The 15,993-nt window shown below is 72.1% G+C and carries 13 protein-coding genes and 1 tRNA gene; 7 read left to right on the forward strand and 7 right to left on the reverse strand.

Annotation, left to right across the window (positions count from 1 at the left end):
- The first annotated feature begins 550 nt into the window (after positions 1-550).
- The gene (locus ACWDX6_RS19755; protein ID WP_451486215.1) at positions 551-2,260 is read left to right on the forward strand and encodes a putative bifunctional diguanylate cyclase/phosphodiesterase; all 1,710 of its coding nucleotides are present in this window, start codon (positions 551-553) and stop codon (positions 2,258-2,260) included.
- 73 nt (positions 2,261-2,333) lie between these two features.
- Here ACWDX6_RS19755 and ACWDX6_RS19760 read toward each other — a convergent pair whose 3' ends face one another.
- On the reverse strand, positions 2,334-4,022 hold the full coding sequence (locus ACWDX6_RS19760; protein WP_451486187.1) for a glycosyl hydrolase family 18 protein: 1,689 nt from the start codon (positions 4,020-4,022) through the stop codon (positions 2,334-2,336).
- A gap of 257 nt (positions 4,023-4,279) precedes the next feature.
- Positions 4,280-5,359 (reverse strand): LLM class flavin-dependent oxidoreductase, encoded by a 1,080-nt coding sequence (locus ACWDX6_RS19765; protein ID WP_451486188.1) that lies wholly within the window; start codon positions 5,357-5,359, stop codon positions 4,280-4,282.
- 112 nt (positions 5,360-5,471) lie between these two features.
- On the opposite strand from ACWDX6_RS19765, the gene ehuB reads away from it, so the two are divergent.
- The 6 genes from ehuB (at position 5,472) to ACWDX6_RS19795 (ending at position 9,511) form a co-directional block, all read left to right on the forward strand.
- A complete protein-coding gene (ehuB, locus tag ACWDX6_RS19770) occupies positions 5,472-6,359 on the forward strand; it encodes an ectoine/hydroxyectoine ABC transporter substrate-binding protein EhuB (protein ID WP_451486189.1) in 888 nt (295 codons plus the stop codon).
- A complete protein-coding gene (gene ehuC, locus ACWDX6_RS19775; RefSeq protein ID WP_451486190.1) occupies positions 6,356-7,015 on the forward strand; it encodes an ectoine/hydroxyectoine ABC transporter permease subunit EhuC in 660 nt (219 codons plus the stop codon). The genes ehuB and ehuC overlap by 4 nt, the downstream gene beginning before the upstream one ends.
- Complete coding sequence (gene ehuD, locus ACWDX6_RS19780) at positions 7,012-7,662, forward strand: ectoine/hydroxyectoine ABC transporter permease subunit EhuD (RefSeq protein WP_451486191.1); 651 nt, start codon at positions 7,012-7,014, stop codon at positions 7,660-7,662. Before ehuC ends, ehuD begins: the two co-directional genes overlap by 4 nt.
- On the forward strand, positions 7,652-8,425 hold the full coding sequence (locus tag ACWDX6_RS19785) for an amino acid ABC transporter ATP-binding protein (protein WP_451486192.1): 774 nt from the start codon (positions 7,652-7,654) through the stop codon (positions 8,423-8,425). Before ehuD ends, ACWDX6_RS19785 begins: the two co-directional genes overlap by 11 nt.
- 167 nt (positions 8,426-8,592) lie before the next feature.
- Positions 8,593-9,351, forward strand: a complete 759-nt coding sequence (locus ACWDX6_RS19790; protein WP_403294462.1) for an IclR family transcriptional regulator — start codon at positions 8,593-8,595, stop codon at positions 9,349-9,351.
- 86 nt (positions 9,352-9,437) lie between these two features.
- Positions 9,438-9,511: transfer RNA gene (locus tag ACWDX6_RS19795), tRNA-Lys, on the forward strand.
- Positions 9,512-9,576: 65 nt separating this feature from the next.
- On the opposite strand, the gene ACWDX6_RS19800 is transcribed toward ACWDX6_RS19795, so the two are convergent.
- The 5 genes from ACWDX6_RS19800 to ACWDX6_RS19820 all read right to left on the reverse strand — a co-directional run bounded on the left by ACWDX6_RS19800 (position 9,577) and on the right by ACWDX6_RS19820 (position 15,982).
- Entirely contained in the window at positions 9,577-10,230 is a 654-nt protein-coding gene (locus ACWDX6_RS19800; RefSeq protein ID WP_451486193.1) for a response regulator, read from the reverse strand.
- Positions 10,170-11,468 (reverse strand): sensor histidine kinase, encoded by a 1,299-nt coding sequence (locus tag ACWDX6_RS19805; protein WP_451486194.1) that lies wholly within the window; start codon positions 11,466-11,468, stop codon positions 10,170-10,172. The genes ACWDX6_RS19800 and ACWDX6_RS19805 overlap by 61 nt, the downstream gene beginning before the upstream one ends.
- A 130-nt stretch (positions 11,469-11,598) precedes the next feature.
- Positions 11,599-12,189: a lytic polysaccharide monooxygenase auxiliary activity family 9 protein gene (locus ACWDX6_RS19810; protein ID WP_451486195.1), complete on the reverse strand. Its 591-nt coding sequence runs from the start codon at positions 12,187-12,189 to the stop codon at positions 11,599-11,601.
- Between the two features lie 169 nt (positions 12,190-12,358).
- Complete coding sequence (locus ACWDX6_RS19815) at positions 12,359-14,017, reverse strand: SPFH domain-containing protein (protein WP_451486196.1); 1,659 nt, start codon at positions 14,015-14,017, stop codon at positions 12,359-12,361.
- 570 nt (positions 14,018-14,587) lie between these two features.
- Complete coding sequence (locus ACWDX6_RS19820; protein ID WP_451486197.1) at positions 14,588-15,982, reverse strand: peptidoglycan-binding protein; 1,395 nt, start codon at positions 15,980-15,982, stop codon at positions 14,588-14,590.
- Between the last annotated feature and the right edge of the window lie 11 nt (positions 15,983-15,993).

Raw genomic sequence — 15,993 nt, forward strand, 5'->3', positions numbered from 1 at the left:
GCGGGCGCCGCCGGGTCGACGCGACACGCCTTCGCAAGGCTCACGGAAAGTCACATTCGGTCACGTCGTCGACGCCCCGCGTCAGACCCGCGCAGAAACGATCGGGCAGGGGTCAACGGAGCGCGGCTTAGCCCCGCCCAGGGGGCGGGACGGCCGCCCCGGAGCTGGATCGGTCCCCCGGACAGCCTCTATGATCGGCACACTTTGCCTTGGCCGACCATTCCGACCACATCTGTACGGCCCAACTGCGCTAGGGGAGCGAGCGGTGAGCGGAACCCCCGAACGACCGGTGCACACCCAGCTCTCGCCCGCACGGGAGCCCACGCCTCCGATCACGGAGCGTCATCCCGACCCCATGACCGAAGGCGGCCCTCGGGCGGGCGCGGGCTCCCCCAAGGCCACAGGCACGGGCTCGCCCAAAGCCACGGGGCCCGGCTCCCTGACGGGTACGGCCCCCCGGGCCGGTGCGACGCCCGGCCCGGGGTCGCACCCGCGGACGGCCGCCGAGCTGCGCGACTACCGCGCCGCCTTCCGCGCCGCCCAGCTGGCCATGGCCGTCGTCGACCAGGACGGCGTCGTCGTCACCGCCAACGACGCGCTCGGCGCGCTCTTCGGCACCGACGCCGGCTCGCTGCGCGAGCAGGCCGCCGCCGATCTCGTCGACCTGGCCTCCGACGGGCGCACCTGGCACGCGTACCGCGAGGTGCTGCGGGGCCGTCGCTCCCGCTTCCGCTGCACCCGCCGGCTCAAGCACCCCGACGGGCGTTCCCTGTGGGCCGAGATCACCGTCTCCCCCGTCCCCGACAGCCGCCGCGTCCTGCTCTCGATCGCGGACATCAGCGACCGGCGCGAGCTGCAGGCGCGGCTGCGCCACCTCCAGATGCACGATCCGGTGACCCGGCTGCCCAACCGCACCCTGTTCTTCGAGCGCCTCTCGGCCGCCCTGGAAGCCGCCGCGCAGGAGGACGAGGGCCCGGAGATCAGATCGTCGTACGAGTCGTACGGGCATGGCGGAACAGGGCGGATCGGTCTCTGCTACCTCGATCTCGACGGCTTCAAGGCGGTCAACGACACCCTGGGCCACCGTGTGGGGGACCGGCTGCTCGCCGCCGTGGCCGCCCGTCTGACGGAGTGCGCGGACAGCGACGGGTACACCAGGAGCGGCGGACATCTGGTCGCGCGGCTCGGCGGTGACGAGTTCGCCATCCTGGTCGAGGACTCGACCGGGACGGAGCAGGTCGCGGACCTGGCGCAGTCCGTCCTGTGCGCGCTCCAGCAGCCCTTCGACCTGGCCGGGCAGCGGCTGTCCGTGTCCGCGTCGATCGGTGTGGTGGAGCGGGGCGCCCGAGGGACGACCGCGACGGGGCTGATGCAGGCCGCCGACACGACGCTGTACTGGGCGAAGGCGGACGGCAAGGCCCGCTGGACGCTCTTCGATCCCGAGCGCAACGCCCACCGGATGACCCGGCAGGCGCTCTCCTCGACCCTGCGGCCGGCGGTGGAACGCGGCGAGTTCGCGCTGGAGTACCAGCCGCTGGTGGGGATGGCCGACGGCGTGGTGCGCGGGGTGGAGGCGCTGGTGCGCTGGAATCATCCGCAGTTCGGCTCGCTCGCGCCGAATCGGTTCATCGGGATCGCCGAGGAGGACGGTTCGATCGTCGACCTCGGGCGCTGGGTGCTGCGGACGGCGTGCACCCAGGCCCGGCAGTGGCAGAAGGACCATCCGCGCGAACGCCCGCTCTTCGTGAGCGTCAACGTGGCCGTACGGCAGGTGTGGGACTCGGACCTGGTGGCGGATGTGGCCGGCATCCTGGCGGAGACGGGCCTCGCGCCGCATCTGCTGCAGCTGGAGCTGACCGAGTCGGCGGTGATGGGCTCGGCGGGCCGTCCCCTCCAGGCCCTCCAGGCGCTGAGCGACATGGGGGTGCGGATCGCCATCGACGACTTCGGTACGGGCTATTCGAATCTGGCGTACCTGAGCCGGCTCCCGGTCTCGGTCCTGAAGCTGGACGGGTCGTTCGTCCGCGGCTTCCAGGACGAGGCGCACGCCAACCCGGCGGACGAGCTGATCGTCGAGGCGCTGGTCCAGCTGGCCCACCGGCTCGGCCTGACCGTCACGGCCGAGTGTGTGGAGACCTCCGGCCAGGCGACGCGGCTGCGCCGGATCGGCTGCGACACGGGGCAGGGCTGGCTCTACTCACGGGCGGTGTCCCCCGACCGGATCGCGGAACTCATCGGGGTGGCGCCGCTGCGGGTGTGACCCGCGACAAACACTGGACTGCCCCCGGCCGGTGGGACAACCGGGCGGGGGCAGTGGTCATGTCGGCGAGGAACTAGCAGGCGCCCTGGTCCCTCCAGACGCCCCACTCGCCGGTCGTGCCCGGCTCCTCGTTCTGGGTCCACCACTGGGCCTTCCAGGTGCGGCCCTTGTGGGAGACGAGCGAGCCGCCGTTGTAGACCGTGCCGGGCGCGTACGCGGGGGCGGTGCAGCCCGTGGTCGGCGGCGTGGTCGTCTGGCTCGGAGTCGGGGTGGGCTGGGTCGTCGGGGGCGTCGTGGGCGGCGTCGTCGGGGAGGTCGGGGAGGAACCGACCGCGGCCACGATGTCGTTGAAGAGCGTGGCGTCGGCGTCGAGGCCGAGGAGCGAGTACATCATCGCGCCCGCCAGGCCCCGCTGGTGGCCGTAGTCGGCGCGGGCCTGGATGGTCCGCTTGTCGAGGCCGGTGAAGAACTCGCCGTCCTTGTAGAAGTAGGCCGACTTGGCCTGGTCGTCCCAGAAGGTCGTCGCCGCGTTGTCGACGATGCCGCCGAGCTCCTTGTAGTGCGCGATGCCCGGCTGCTGGCTGACCGGGCGGGCCGCCGAGGCGCCGGTGGCCGGCTGGGCGAGGCCGTTGGCCGCACCGGCCGGGACGCCCTTCCAGCCGCGGTAGTAGAACTCGTAGCCGAGCGTCAGCTTGTTCGCCGGGAAGCCGCCCGCGATGCCGTAGGCCGGCTTGCCGTCGATCCAGGCGTCGATGGCGTTGTCGATCGAGTACTTCTCCGTGCCCGGCTTGATCGGGTCGGTCGGGTCGTTGGCGCCGGAGTACAGCGGCGACTGGTGGTACGTCGGCCCGTCGCCGTCCCAGGCGCCGTGCATGTCGTACGTCATGATGTTCGCGTAGTCGAGGTACGCGCCGATCTTGTCCGTCTCGATGTGCTTGATCTTGTCCTGGCCGGCCGGGAGGGCCGCGGTCAGCAGGTACTTCTTGCCGCCGTTGGCCGCGCCGTACGCGTCGAGCTGCTTGCGGAACTCGGCGAGCAGCAGGGTGAAGTTGGCCTTGTCCTCGGGGCCGTAGTGGTTGCCGAGGTGGCCGTCGGGCGAGCCGGGGTACTCCCAGTCGATGTCGATGCCGTCGAAGATCCCGGCGGCGGTGCCCGGACCGCCGTAGCCGCCCTCGACCGGCAGGTCGCCCGCGATGTACTGCTTGACGCAGGAGGCCACGAACTTCTTGCGGCTCGCGTCCGTCTTCGCCGCGTCGTGGAAGTACTTGGAGTAGGTCCAGCCGCCGAGCGAGATGTTGATCTTCAGATGGGGGTGCTTCGCCTTCAGCTCCTTGAACTGGTTGAAGACGCCCACGATCGGCTGGTCCCACTTGTCGGCCACACCGTCGACGCTGTCCGCGGCGGAGAAGGAGCGCTGGTAGTCGGCGTACGAGTCTCCCGCGCCGTCGCCGGCGTTGGGGTTGGCGTCGTCTCCGGCCGCCTTGTTGGCCTCGAAGCAGGTGAGCTCGGTCGGGTGGATGTTGCCGAACGAGTAGTTGATGATGTCGAGTTTGCCCGCGATGCCCCGGGTGTCGAGGTGCTTGGGATAGAAGGCGTTCCCGTACACGCTCCACTGGTCGTAGTACGCGATCTTCACACCCCCGGTCGAGGGGGCTGCGGTGTCGGCCGCCTGGGCGGAGCCGAGTCCGACGGTCGCGGCGAGCGCGCCGGCGGCGAGGGCCGTGCTGAGCAGCGCGGCGATCACTGGCTTACGGGGGTGCACGTGCGGCCTCCGGGGAGTGCTGGGGGGGTGTGCCGTACAGGAGTTGAGGAAGTGATAGCCCCCGGACGAACAGCGCGTCAATGGTCTGAACCAAATCGAGGACTAGACCAATTTGCTGAAGAAAGCCCTTGTCAGCGGCGGGTGGCACAGCGCGAAACCGCCCGCCACCACAGGTGACGAGCGGTTTGGGGTTCGCTTGGGGGTGTCGCGGACAAGTTGTTCGAGACTGAACCAACCCGCCGGAAGAACTCAGGGTCTCACCGCTCCGGAACGACTCCGTCCGGCAGGCCGTACGCGTCCGCGATCAACTCGTAGCTGCGCAGCCGGGCTTCCCCGCCGTGCGTGTTGGCGGTGATCATCAGCTCGTCGGCGCCGGTCCGCTCGCGCAGCTCGTCGAGGCCCTTGCGGACCTCGTCCGGCGTGCCGTGGACGACGTTCGCCAGCCAGCCGCTCACGAAGTCCCGCTCCGCCGGGCCGAAGGTGTACGCCTCCGCCTCCTCCGGTGTCGGGATGAGCCCCGGCCGGCCGGTGCGCAGTCGCAGCATGGACAGCGCGCCCGTGAGGACCTGGCGACGGGCCTCCCGGGGGTCGTCGGCGGCGAGCGCGGAGACGCCGATGAGGGCGTACGGCGCGTCCAGGACCTCCGAGGGCCGGAAGGAGTCCCGGTAGAGGTCGAGCGCCGGGATCGTGTTGTGGGCGGAGAAGTGGTGGGCGAACGCGAAGGGCAGACCGAGCGTGCCGGCCAGCCGGGCGCTGAAGCCGGACGAGCCGAGCAGCCAGACCGGCGGACGCCCCTTGGGGCCCTGCACGGGCCCGGGCACCGCGTGGATCCGCGCGTACGGGTGCCCGTCGGGGAAGTCGTCGTCCAGGAACCGGGTCAGCTCGGTCAGCTGCCGCGGGAAGTCGTCGGCGCCCTCGCCCGGGATCTGGGTGCGGCGCAGGGCGGCGGCCGTGGCGCCGTCCGTACCGGGCGCGCGCCCCAGCCCGAGATCGATCCGGCCCGGGGCGAACGCCTCCAGGGTCCCGAACTGCTCGGCGATCACCAGCGGGGCGTGGTTGGGCAGCATGACACCGCCCGAGCCGAGCCGGATGCGGCGGGTGTGGGCGGCGAGATGGGCCAGGATGACGGCCGGCGAGGAGGAGGCGACGCCCGGCATGGAGTGGTGTTCGGCCACCCAGTGGCGGTGGTAGCCGCGCCGCTCGGCGAGCTTGCTGATCTCGACACTCGTGGCCAGCGCCTGCGTCGCGGTCCGTCCGCTGCCGACGGTCACCAGGTCCAGTACGGACAGCGGTACGGGCGAGTCCCCGTATGCCGTGCCCCGAATCGCGTCGCTCACCGTTGACGGCCCTTCCGCGCGCAAAAGACATAGGTACGACGGAAGAGAACAGGAGGCTGTCTCCGCTTATTCCGCAGGATTGACCTGCCCGGGTCGGGGTAGCGGCGCGCCCATGGCTCGAACAGGTCCCTCCCGAGGGACATATCACATAAATCGCCGTACTCTGCTCCTCGGCACCGCCGGGGCGGCCGGAGCGGCGCTCGGTGCGGCCGGCTGCGCGCGCGTCGCCTCCGGCGACACGCTCGGCCGGCTCAGATCCCAGCGCACGGTCCGCCTCGGGATCGCCGGCGAGGTGCCCTACGGCTACGTCGACGCGCAGGGAGCCTTCACGGGCGAGGCCCCCGAGCTGGCCCGGGTGATCTTCCGGCGGCTCGGCATCGAGCGCGTCCAGCCCGTGGCCACCGACTTCGCCTCGCTCATCCCCGGACTCAACTCCCAGCAGTTCGACGTCGTCTCGGCCGGGATGTACATCAACAAGGAGCGCTGCGCGCAGGTGCTCTTCGCCGACCCCGAGTACCAGATGCTCGACTCCTTCATCGTCCGCAAGGGCAACCCGGAGAAGCTCCGCTCGTACGAGGACGTGGTGCGGGCGAAGGCCCGCTTCGCGACCGGCAGCGGATGGGCCCAGCTGGGTCACGCCGTGGCCGCCGGCTACCCGGAGAAGGACATCGTGGTCCTCCAGGACCAGGTCGCCGGGTTGAACGCGGTCGAGTCCGGCCGGGTCGACGTCTTCGCCGGCACCGCCCTCACCGCCCGCTCGGTCGTCCGCAAGTCCAGCAGGGCCGAGGCCACCGAGCCGTTCGCCACCGTCGTCGACGGCGAGAAGAAGATCGACGCCGGCGGCTTCGCCTTCCGCCCCACCGACGCCTCGCTGCGGGACGCCTTCAACACCGAGCTGCACAAGATGAAGAAGAGCGGCGAACTCTTCCGCATCATGCGGCGCTTCGGCTTCACCGAGGCCGAGATGACCACCCTGACCGCCGAGGAGCTGTGCCGATGACCGCCGGACTCTGGCAGAACTGGGTCCTGCCCGGCATCTGGATCACCCTCCAGCTCCTGATCGCCTCCGCCGCGCTCGGCGCGCTGGTCGCCTTCACCGTCGGCACCGCCCGCACCCACCGCTCCCGGTCCGTCCGCTTCCTCGCCGGGCTCTACACCGAGGTCTTCCGCGGCACCTCCGCGCTGATCCTGATGTTCTGGCTCTTCTTCGTCCTGCCGCCGCTGGTCGGCTGGCAGCTGGTCCCGATGTGGGCGGCGATCCTCGCGCTCGGACTCTCCTACGGGGCCTACGGCGCCGAGATCGTGCGCGGCGGGCTGAACGCCGTACCGAAGGCCCAGCGGGAGGCGGGCATCGCGCTCAGCCTCACCCCCTGGCAGCGGCTGCGGCTCGTGCTGCTCCCCCAGGCCGTGCCGGAGATGATCCCCTCCCTCTGCAACCTCCTCGTCGAGCTGCTCAAGGGCACCGCCCTGGTCTCGCTGCTCGGCGTCGGCGACGTGTCGTTCGCCGCCTACCTGGTGCGGCTCGCGACCCAGGAGAGCGGCGCCATCTACACCGTCACGCTCCTCGTGTACTTCGTGATCGCGCTCGTGATCACCCGCTCGATGAAGGCCCTGGAGCGACGCACCAAGGCGAACCTGGGGGTGGTGGCCAAGTGAACTGGGACTGGTCCGCGGTGGCGGACTTCATGCCACGCTTCTGGGACGGCCTCCTCGTCACCCTTCAGGTGCTGGTCCTCGGCTCGCTGATCTCGTTCACGCTGGGACTGGTCTGGGCGCTCGGCTTCCGGGCGCGCAGCCGGGTCGTCCGGTGGCCGGTGCACGCCGTCACCGAGTTCGTCCGCACCACCCCGCTGCTCGTGCAGCTCTTCTTCCTCTTCTTCGTCCTGCCCGAGTGGGGCGTGCAGTTCTCCGCCCTGACCACGGGCACGCTCGCGATCGGCCTGCACTACTCGACGTACACCGCACAGGTCTACCGAGCCGGTATCGACGCCGTCCCGGCCGGCCAGTGGGAGGCGGCGACCGCGCTCAGCCTGCCGCGCCACCGCACCTGGGTGACGGTGATCCTGCCGCAGGCCCTGCGCCGGATCGCGCCCGCGCTGGGCAACTACGTCATCGCGATGCTGAAGGACACCCCGCTCCTGGCCGGAATCAGCGTGCTGGAACTCCTCCAGCAGTCCCGGCTCGAGAGCGCCGCCACCTTCCAGTACACCGAACCGCTCACGGTGGTCGGCGTGGCCTTCGTCCTGATCGCGTATCCCGCTTCCCTGCTCGTCCGCACCCTGGAGCGCCGCCTTGCCCACTGAAGCCACCGAAACCGGCCACGACCTGATCCGCTTCGAGAACGTGACGAAACGATTCGGCACCGGCGACGAAGAGATCACCGTCCTCGACGACCTCTGCTTCTCGGTCCGGGCCGGCGAGCACGTCACCCTGATCGGACCCTCCGGTTCCGGCAAGACGACGATCCTGCGGCTCCTGATGACCTTGGAGAAACCCGACGCCGGGACCGTCCGGGTCAACGGCGGAAAGCTGTACCCCGCCGACGAGAGGCAGCGCCGCGAGGTCCGCAAGAAGATCGGCATGGTCTTCCAGCACTTCAACCTCTTCCCCCATATGTCCGTCCTGCGCAACATCACCGAGGCGCCGGTCCGGGTCCTCGGCAAGAGCCGGGAGGAGGCCGAGGCGCGCGGCCGCGAGCTGCTCGATCTGGTCGGTCTCGGCGACAAGTACGAGGCCAGACCCGCACAGCTGTCCGGCGGCCAGCAGCAGCGGGTGGCGATCGCGCGGGCGCTCGCGATGGAGCCGAAGGTCCTGCTGCTCGACGAGGTGACCTCGGCGCTCGACCCGGAGCTGGTGGCCGGCGTGCTCGACCTGCTCCGGGACATCGCGCGGAGCACCGACATCACGCTGATCTGCGTGACGCACGAGATGAACTTCGCCCGGGACATCTCCGACCAGGTGCTGATGTTCGACGGGGGACGGGTGATCGAGTCCGGTTCTCCGGAAAAAATCTTCTCCGCTCCGGAGCACGAACGCACCCGTGAGTTCCTCGGCGCGGTGCTCTGACCTGAGGCTCTGTCGGGCAAGTGTGCCTATGGCATATGCCAGAGTGGTGCGCCCCAGCGTACGGCGCTGGGGCGCCGCATCATTCTCGCCAACAGCCGCCCCGCAAACGGCCCTTGACGGCTATCGTGGTACAGAAGCTTGCGGTCACAACCTGGTAGGGGGAAACCGTGGCGCTGAAGCCCGAGCCCACCGCGCCGTTCCATTCGGTGCAGTACGCCCTGCGCGTCCTTGAGACGGTCTCACGGCACGGTGGCGGGGTGACGGACGTCCAGATCGCTCGGGAGACCGGTCTGCCCGTCGCCCACCTGTCGTCCCTGCTGCTGATGCTCCGCCGCGAGGGGTACGTCGAGCAGGTCGCCGACGGTGCCTATGTCGTCGGGGACTCGCTGGTCCTCCTGGGCTCCGGCATGACCCGTCGCGAGGCCCTGGAAGGCAAGCTCCAGGAGACGCTGACCGAGCTGCGCGACTCCGTCGGCGCGGCCGTCTACATCAGCCGGTACATCGACGGCGAGGTGAAGATCACCCAGTTCGCCGACGGCCCGCGCACGCCCAAGGTCAACGAGTGGGTGGACTTCCGCTCCGCCGCGCACGCGAGCGCCGTCGGCAAGTGCCTGCTCACCCAGCTCGACCAGAACGGCCGCCGGGACCACCTCTCGCGCCACAAGATCGCCCGGCTGACCTCCCGCACGATCACCAACGAGAAGGTGCTCTTCTCCAAGCTGGACAGCCAGCCGCCGACCGTCCCGGTGCTCGACCTGCAGGAGTACGCCGTGGGCACGGTCTGCGCGGCGGTCCCGCTGACGGCGGGCGCGGCCGTGGGCTGCCTGGCGCTGTCCCTGCCGATCGAGCACGCGCACCGGCTTCGCTCGGCGGCGGACACGCTGAACCGCAGAGCGGCCCCCGTGGTCCTGTCACTGGCCATCTGAAACCCCCGGCGAGGACGGGCCATGGACCGGCCTGAGGCTGGTCAGGAGCACCCCGCGGGAGCAGGTAGTATTTTCTCTGTCAGCAGGCGCCGCTAGCTCAGTTGGTTAGAGCAGCTGACTCTTAATCAGCGGGTCCGGGGTTCGAGTCCCTGGCGGCGCACAGACGGAAGAAGCCCCTCGCGCGAGCGGGGGGCTTCTTCGTGCTCCCGGTTCCAGGTCCGGGTCTCACGCCCTCAGATAGGTCAGGACGGCCAGGACCCGGCGGTGGGTGTCCTCGGCGGGCGGCAGGTTCAGCTTCCCCAGGATGTTGCCGATGTGCTTGCCCACGGCCGCTTCGGTGACGACGAGCCGGCGGGCGATCTCGCCGTTCGAGTGCCCCTCGGCGACGAGCCCGAGCACCTCGCGTTCGCGCGGGGTCAGCGCCTCCAGCGGATCGCGGTGGCGGCGCAGCAGCTGCCGTACGACCTCGGGGTCGACGACCGTACCTCCGGCCGCGACGCGGGTGAGGGCGTCCAGGAACTCCTCCACCTGGCCGACCCGGTCCTTGAGGAGATAGCCGACGCCGGTACCGTCGCCCGCGTCCAGGAGATCGGCGGCGTAGGACCGCTGCACGTACTGGCTCAGGACGAGGACGGGCAGCGCCGGGCGCTCGGCGCGCAGGGCGACGGCGGCCCGCAGCCCCTCGTCCTGGAAACCGGGCGGCATGCGCACGTCGGTGACGACGATGTCCGGATCGTGCGCGGCGACGGCCGTGCGCAGGGCGTCGGCGTCGCCGACGGCGGCCACGACCTCGTGGCCGAAGCGGGCGAGGAGCCCGATCAGCCCTTCGCGGAGGAGGACGCCGTCCTCGGCGAGGACGACGCGGAGCGAGGCGGACACGGGATCTCCACTCGTAGGGCGGTCGGACCGCCCGGGGGGCTGATGATCGTCAGTGTGCCATCGAGGACCGCGATCCGGTCGGCGAGTCCGGTCAGACCGGTGCCGTGGGCCGGGTCGGCGCCGCCGCGCCCGTCGTCGTGGATGTCGACGCGCAGGGTCCCGTCCTCGTACCCGGCGGTGATCCGGCCCTTGGTGGCGCCGCTGTGCTTGCCGATGTTGGCGAGGGCCTCGCGGACGACGAAGTACCCGGCGGACTCGACCGCCGCGGGCAGCCGGGGCAGCGCGATGCCGCTGTCGACCTCGACGGGGACGGCGGAGCGGTCGGCCGCGTCGGCGAGGGCGGCGGCGAGGCCGTAGTCGGCGAGGACCTGGGGGTGGATGCCGTGAATGAGCTCACGCAGCTCGGTGAGGACCTGGCCGGCTTCGGAGTGCGCCTTGGTGAGCTGGTCGGCGAGCGGTCCGGGCGGGGCGTCCAGGCGGGCGAGCCCCAGGGTCATGGTGAGGGCGACGAGGCGTTGCTGGGCGCCGTCGTGGAGATCCCGCTCGATCCGGCGCCGCTCGGCCTCGAAGGCGTCGACGAGGCGGGCCCGGGAGGCGGTGACCTCGCCGATACGGTCCCGCAGCTCGGTCTCCCGGGGCGCGAGCAGGGCCCGGGTGAGAGCGGCGCGGGCGCCGGCGAGGGCGGCGAGGGGGTAGAGGAGGGCGACGAGGAGCACCGCGCCGAGGAGTGCGGCGGCGAAGGCCTCCGGTTGGGACGTGACCAGGTACACCTTGACGACCTTGGTCTCGTCGCCGTCGAGGGCGAGCAGGAGGGGCGTGCCGATCAGGGTGGCGGGAAGCCCGAGGGCCACCGCCGACACGATCAGGTCGAGCGGCCACAGGACGGTGGCGTGCAGCACGGCGTACGCCAGCTCGCGCCAGGTGACCTGCTCCCGGACCCGCAGCCGGAGCCACGCGGCGAGGCCGGGGGTGTCGGGGACGCGGTGCGGGTCGGCGGCGGGGTCGCGGTCGACGATCCGGAGCCGTCGGCGCTCGAGGCCGCCGAGGGCGAGGCCCGCGAGGAGGAGCAGCGGCAGCCCGACGAGGACGGCGGAGAAGACGACGAGCACGAGGAGCACGAGAAGCGCGGGCAGGCCGGTGACGACCCCGGAGGCCAGGTATCCGGCGCACCTCCAGGGCCAGCTGCCGCGGGGATACCCGCTCCGGGTGAGGGCCTGCCAGGGGTTTCGTGGCTCCATGCGCCACACGGTAGGGGGCGGCAGCGGGGCGGGGCCATGGCGGTGGGGGGTGTACGGAGGTAGGGCTGGGCCCACCCCGAGGAGCGGGCGGCCCCCGCGAGGGCCGCCCGCTCAGCCGACCGACGGCAGGTCAGAACTGGACGTCCGAGCAGGCGTAGAAGGCGTTCGGGGTGTCCGCGATCGTCCAGACCGCCAGGATCAGGTGCTTGCCGGTCTTGCCCGCGGGGATGGTCCCGGAGTGCGAGAGCGTGGCCGGCGGCTGCTGACTGTTGTACGGGACCGTCAGGAAGGGCTGGGAGTCGAGCGCGGCCCGGGTGAGGGGCTTGGTCCGGTCCCAGCCGTTCTTGGTGATGTAGTACCGGAAGTCGGTGGTGCGGTGGCGGGCGGTGAACTGCCAGCGGAAGCTGTAGCTCTGGCCCGCGGTGACCTGGGTGGCGGGCCAGTTGCCGCCGCGCGGGTCGTCGAGCTGGGCGAAGTGCGAGAGTCCGGCGGAGCAGAGCTTTCCGTCGGCGGGCCCTCCGGACGGGAAGCCCTTGGGCCCCTCGACCGACTGCGGCTCCCATTGGATGGAGCCGCAGTTGGTCACGGTGCCGTTGGCGCAGAGCTTCTGCCGGCTGATCGGGGAGTCGGTGTAGCCGTGGCTGTTGGCGCTGCTGGTGGCGAAGAGGGAGGCGCCGGCGACGCCGAGCGCCACCGCCGCCACGCCTATCTTTTTGCGCATGCTGTCGCTCCTGGTGAACGTGGGGGAGTTCGATGAGCCGTGCTGCACGCGGGGCGACGGTCGTGCGGCGGTGCACGTGGTGCGGACGTACCGTCGTTCCGCGGTGGTGCCTATTCCGGTCTAGACCAAGTACCAAGGTATGGACGGAAGTTGAACATGTCCATACCAGTCACGCCCCTTCTCCGGCGTGGGAGCGACCGGTGTAGAACGCCACCGTCAGGTCCTTGACCAGCGACTTGCGCTCGTAGTCGTCCAGTTCGACCAGACCACGCGTGGTCAGCCGGTGGACCACGTCGTCCACCGCGTCCACGACGGCCGTCAGCACACTGTCCCGGTGCGCGGCGTCCAGCGCGGCGACCCGGCGGCGCTGCATCGCGGCGGCGATCTCGGGGGCGTACTCGATCCGGGTCGGCTGCGCCGAGAACACGTCGATCCCGACCGGCGCGCACTCCGCGGAGAGCATCCGGGTCAGGGCCTCGCCGACCGCCTCCGCGTCGCGCAGGGTCGGGGCGTCCTCGTGGAAGGCGTCGGCCGGCAGCTGGGACAGGACGCGGGCCATGGCCGCCTCGACCTGCTCGCGCAGGTACTCCTCGTGGCCCTCCACGCCGAGCGCGGCACGGACGGTGTCCCGGATGCGCCAGACGACGAGGACGACGACGTCGAGGGCGGTCCCCTTGGCGTCGACCGCGGAGAGCGGCTCGCTGCGCCAGTGGCGGAGGCGGACGTCGACCCGGCGGCGGAGCAGGAGCGGGTTGGTCCAGACGAGACCGGTACGGCGGACGGTGCCGCGGTAGTCGCCGAAGAGGGTCAGGACCCAGGCGTAGCCGACGCGGCCGCGGCCGACACCGCCGAGCGAGAAGAGGACGGCCAGGACACCGAGGGCGAGAAGCGCCCACTGGCCGAGGTGGATGCCGTAGTACGGCCGCGTGGGCAGCCGGAGCATCCGGGCGAGCTCCTCGGGCACGGCCCCGGCCCACCAGAGGACGGCCGCGCAGCCGGCGAGCGCGAGGACCCCGCCGACGACCCCGATCCAGCCGGGCAGGACGGGGCCCGGACGCTCGACGAGCTTGGGGTCGGCGGTGGGGGCGGGGCGGGAGGGCTCGGGCCGGGTGGGGCTGGGGATGAGCGCCTTGGGAGTGTGGGGGGTGGGGGGCGTGGAGGCCTTGTCGGCCACGGGGCGCGTCATGGCGACGGTGGCGGGGCCGCCGTCGTCGTCGACGCGGAGCACGTTGACCGCGGAAGGTTCCGGCTCGTCACGGAAGAGGAGGTGGACGGGGATCGACCCGGTCGTCTCGTTCCCGATGACCGTCTTACGCCGCGCCCCGACGCGCGGCGGGACGTGCGCCATCCGCGCCGGGTTGGCTTCGGCGGCCACGGGCACGGCGATCACACCGACCTGCGCCCCGGCGATCCGCCGCACATCGTCGGCGGAGGTCGACGCGGTCCCGGGCGGGGCCGAGCCGGGCGATGCGGTCCCGGGCGGGGCCGAGCCGGGCGATGCGGTCCCGGGCGGGGCCGAGCCGGGCGATGCGGTCCCGGGCGGGGCCGAGCCGGTCGGCGCGGTGGCCACGGTGGCCCCCGCGTCGGAGCCGGGCCGGTTCGGGTCCGTCACGGTGACGGCCCCGACCAGCACCTTCCCGCCGACGCCCGCCGATGCTCCGGGAGCCGAGCCGGGCGCGCCTCCGAACGGGCCGGCCGCCGCGCCCGAACCGGAGTCGGCCGGGGCCATGACCGGCCGGGCCTCCGGTCCCGGTGCCGCGGCCGGTGGGTCCTGCGCCTCTCCCGGGCCGACCGCCGGACCGGCCGAGGCCGACGCCGGTGCGGGCACCGCCCCTTCGGGGCCGCCAGCCGGGCCCGGCGCAGACGCCGCCGCGTCCGGCGCGGGCACCGCCTCCGCGTCAGGGCCGGTCGGGACGGTCCCGTGAGAGGGGCTGGTCGGGGTCGCCGGGCTGACCGTGGCGGCCGTCCCTGCCGTCCCTGCCAGCGCAGTCGGCGCAGTCGGCGCAGCCGGGCTGACCGTGCCAGTGGGGCAAGCCGGGCCGGTCGGCGCAGCCGAGCCGGCCGGGGCAGTCGGGCCAGGGCTCGATCCGGTGCTCGTGGCGTCGGCGGCGGCGGGCGGGCGGGAGGCGTCGGGGTCCTGACCGGGGGCGGACGAGGCCGTGCCGGGCGCCTGCCCAGAGGCGGACGGAGCCGTGCCAGGGACCTCGGGGGCGGTCTCCTGGCTGACGGGGGGACCGGGCTCCGGGCGTGGCTTCGGCCTCGACGCGCGGAGTTCGTCCGTCAGGCGTCTCGCCGTACGGGCCGCGTCGCGGGAGGCCGCCGCGCCGGTGTCCCCGGGCGGCGGGCCCAGCGGATTCGGGGTCGATGGGGTCATTCGGTCCACCTCATGCTCTCGGGGTCATCGGAACAGGCGCCGCCAGGTCTCCGGGCCCGGGTAGCCGTCGGCCGCACCGCCGCGCCACCCCTGTGCCCGCTGGAACGCCTCGACATTGCGACGGTCCGCCTCCGACCAGCGCGGACCGGGACCCGACAGGTAGTGCTTGCCGTAGCCCCGCTTCACCAGCTGTTTGCCCAGCTTCTCCACATATGCGTTGGATTGGCCCGGACGGAAGTAGCCACGCCCGGGAAACCCCGGAGCATGCGCGCTCGACCCGCCCGAACCACTCGAACCGCCGATGTCCTTGCCCTGGCCGGACACGAGCAGCCGCCAGGTGTGCGGCCCGGGCAGCCCGTCCGCCTCCTTGCCCTTCCAGCCCTGCGCCCGCTGGAACGCCTGGGTCGCCCTGCGGTCCGCGTCGCCCCAACGCGGCCCGGGCCCCTTGCTGTAGTACCTCTTGCCGCCTCGGTCCACGAGCAGCCGCCCGAGCTGGGTGACGTACGCGTTGTCGGCCCCCGGCCCGAACTTCGCCGCGCCCGGGTACGGCGCCGCCGCCGCGCCCGACGCCCCGCCGGTGCCGCTTGCGCCGCTGACCACTCCTCTGTAGCGGTAGGCCACATAGCGGTCGGAGTTGTTCCAGTACGCCATGGGCGTGGCCTGCTTGCGCGTGCGGGGCTTGGTCTGCTCGTACGCGACGTACGACGAGTGCGTGTAGTCCGTCCAGCCGCCGAAGATCGTGACGTGCGAGCCCTTGGTCGGATTGGCCGGGTTGTGGAAGAGCAGGATGTCGCCCGGCTGGAGCTCGGTGCGGTCGATCCGCTCGCCGAAGCGGTCGAGGCTGCCGGTCCACTCGTTGGCGCGCAGGCTCCACGCCATCGAGATGTAGCCGGAGCAGTCCTGGCGGTAGCCGTCCGACCAGTACCGCTCCATGGAGTAGGGGACTTGGGCGTTCACCCACCGCTTGGCGCGGTTGATGATCTCGGAGCGGGTGGTCTTCCGCAGGGAGGCGGTGGAGATGTGACTGCCCGTCGGAGTCGAGACGGGTGACGGCTGCGAGCCGGGCCCGGGTGCTCCGTGCAGCGGACCGGTGCCGCCCTGCGGAGTGTCGGCCCCCGGGCCCGGGGTGTCCGCGGTCACCGCGGTTCTCGAAACCTCCGCCTTCGCCGCCCTGCTCCCGGCCGTCCCCGTCGTGAGGTCCGCCGGCTCGGGTGGTCGGGCCAGTGCGCTCGCTCCTCCGCCCCCCATGACCACTCCCGCCGCCGTCACCAGGACCAGTGCGCGGCGCGCTCCGTGCGCCGCCGGGTGACCGCCCGCCCGTACGGGCAGGCCAAGGACAAGATCGCGCCGCTGCTGGGCGCAGCCCGCGCAGCCGCAGTCTGCCGCGGGCTCGTACTCCTCGAATACCGGCACGCTCATGCGATTCCCCT

The organism is Streptomyces sp. NPDC003027 (genome assembly GCF_053591435.1).